Source organism: candidate division WOR-3 bacterium, from assembly GCA_029858255.1.
Classification (GTDB): domain Bacteria; phylum Hydrothermota; class Tepidihabitantia; order SM23-42; family SM23-42; genus SM23-42.
In genome coordinates this window covers 1-2,687 of record JAOUFJ010000075.1, presented here as the reverse complement: position 1 = coordinate 2,687, position 2,687 = coordinate 1, and the positions used below count along the sequence as shown (strand labels likewise).

Below are 2,687 nucleotides of genomic sequence, written 5' to 3'. Positions count from 1 at the left end.
AACCACACCGGGGACAGGCACCTCACGGAGCCAGTCCCCGCATGCCATCACATCCAGAGCTTCAAACCGATGGCACCCCAATACCACAGGAGAATTGTCATGCTCACATAGGTGCAAGCAGTAACGATGTGATACACTCTAAAAATCTGTCCTGCAGGTTGTTTCAAACACTTGATAGCACTAATAAGACTGACTATTGATAGAAGAGCGAATAACCAGGTCGAGATGAAGAACGATATATTTGCAAATGTCGGTTTTCCCAAATAATACATTTCCTGGCTGGCGATCAGAATAATGCCCGCGACCAATACCAGCGTGGCTATGAATGGATAAATCCTTGTAGACATACAATGAACAGTCTGCTGTTTCCTGGCGACTTTCTTGAACAAATAGACCAGCACCCAAAAGAAAGCATATATGACTGCTGAAAGCATCACCAATACCGTCCATAAAAGAAAAACTACAGTCAGCCAGTATTTCCAGGGAGACTGCTCCTCCAGGTAGTCTCTGCCCCAAACCATTGCCTTTGCGCCATCGGGTGTGGTAAAAAACGCCAGTGTCGCTCCAGGCGTATCTTTCATCCTGAACAATCCTTCTGCAACGGGGAAATAATCTTCTTTGTCCCCACCCGACATAGGTTGTCTCAATGACAGAGTATCACCCGAAAGTTGAACCTCGGTCATCCCATGCAAAATATTTATCAGTCCAAGAAGATCTTTTGCGCCATAGCCAATCGTATAAGTTCCGCAATACTCTTCCAACTGCTCTTTGGAAACAGGCACGATGGGCCGAAAACCCGGTTTGACGTTTTCAGTTAAATGCTCGGCTATCAACTCGCGCAGCTTCCTTACATTCCCGGCGCTCTGCATATCGAATTGATTTACAAGGACCACGTAGCCGATGTTTAGATCATGGTTATACCAGAAATCGGAGTAGTACCCGAATATTGCGCCATTGTGTCCCCTCCACCTATGTTGGTTTCTGTAAGCCCATTCACTCCCCAAGCCATAACCGTTAAATAGCCCTATTCTACTTGCCAGGGATGTCTGCGGCGTTTCTACCCTTTTCATGGTTTCCGGTCTGATGATCCGTACTCCATTGCTCTTACCATAATTCAGAAAGAACCTGACGTACTGCGCCATTTCCAAAACAGACGAATGTGCATGGCCTGCCGGCCTCGAATATATGTACAGGTAAGGTATCTCTTTTCCTCCGGCTCCGTATCCTTGCGCCAGGACTGACCGGCTGTAATGATCCGTAACATCGAAAGTAGACGTCTCCATTCCCAACGGAAGCAAAAACTCGTTTCTGAGAAATTCCTCGTATTTCATTTGAGTAATCTCCTCAAGGATCATCCCCGCCAATAGATACCCGATGTTCGAGTAAAGATAAAATGACCCTGGGCGATGATGAATCACAATTCGCTTCTGCATTCCCATGACTTCTCTCAAAGGAATATTCGGTTCATGCCGCCAGTTGAAAAGCGTAAGAAAGCCATCGCATATGCCAGCCGTGTGCTCCAGAAGATGGACCACGCGGACCGGTTCAGTATCCTCCCAGGGGTTTTCAATGACGACGTCGGGCAAGATTTCTTTTACAGGAGTATTCAGATCAACCCTCCCTTGTTCCACAAGCTTAACAATGCCCAGGGCAATGAAACTCTTTGTAATCGAACCCAAAAAGAAATGCGTATTAACGGTGACTGGTGTCTTCATCTCGATGTTGGCATACCCAAACCCGCCTGTAAATAAAACAGAATCCGCGGTTACAACAGCGACAGCCGCGCCGGGTATATTGTTTTCTCTTAGGCAATTTTCAAGTTTGATTCTCAACTGATCGAAAGACTGGCTGTACGAAAGTGCACCTGAAAGCAAACAGACAATCAAAGATATTACTACGTTCCTCACGATCTCCTCCCTATTCATTAAGTATACTTGACATTTCATTGAGAATGTAAAATATCTGTAGAAAAGGGCGAGGTGGCTACGATGCAAATCTCGCTACACAAAAACTATCTGTCTGGAAGACAAACACCAACTCATCGTACCTCTCCTTCGTGATTGTAGGCAGAAATTCATGGACGTCAAGTTAAGCACGCGACAAGCGTGTTGGGGACAGGCATACACTTTTAACAGTTTTACAAGAAAACCGTTTAGTTCGTTATTATCGCTAATTTCGTTAGTATCGCTACAACACCATTTCGAATTGCGAATTTTACAAGAAGGCTTGCATCGTCATTCCCGTTATTTTCGCTTAGGCGTCATAAAGTTCTCGATGCGCCGCTCGCCCTGCTCGCGGCTTACTCGAACGGTAAGTACTGTTTCATGTCATTGCGAGGAGTCCCGCCCGCCCCGATTCAAAACGAGGGGAGCTTGTCGAAGGGCGACGAAGCAATCTCAGTTGTGTAGCATGTGTAACGTTGCGATTGCCGCGGTCCCTTCGGTCGCTCGCAATGACGGGATGCGTTTAGCGCATCGGCCGGATTCCCCGGTTGAACCGGAGAATGACTTGAGTCACGGAGCCAGCCCCTTTTGACGCGTTTAGCTTACTTCAATAGCACCAGTTTGCCTTTTTGTTCTACACCGGCGTACTGAAAACGGTAGAAGTAGACACCGGTCGCCAGCAAAGATCCATCTATGGTTACTTCGTGGGCACCGGCGTCATATGGACCGTCAACAAGCGTCTTT

1 protein-coding gene is annotated in these 2,687 nt (G+C 47.0%); it reads right to left on the bottom strand.

Annotated elements, in window-relative coordinates:
* Positions 1-47 precede the first annotated feature (47 nt).
* The gene (locus tag OEV79_12540; protein MDH4212264.1) at positions 48-1,907 is read right to left on the bottom strand and encodes a beta-lactamase family protein; all 1,860 of its coding nucleotides are present in this window, start codon (positions 1,905-1,907) and stop codon (positions 48-50) included.
* Positions 1,908-2,687 lie beyond the last annotated feature (780 nt).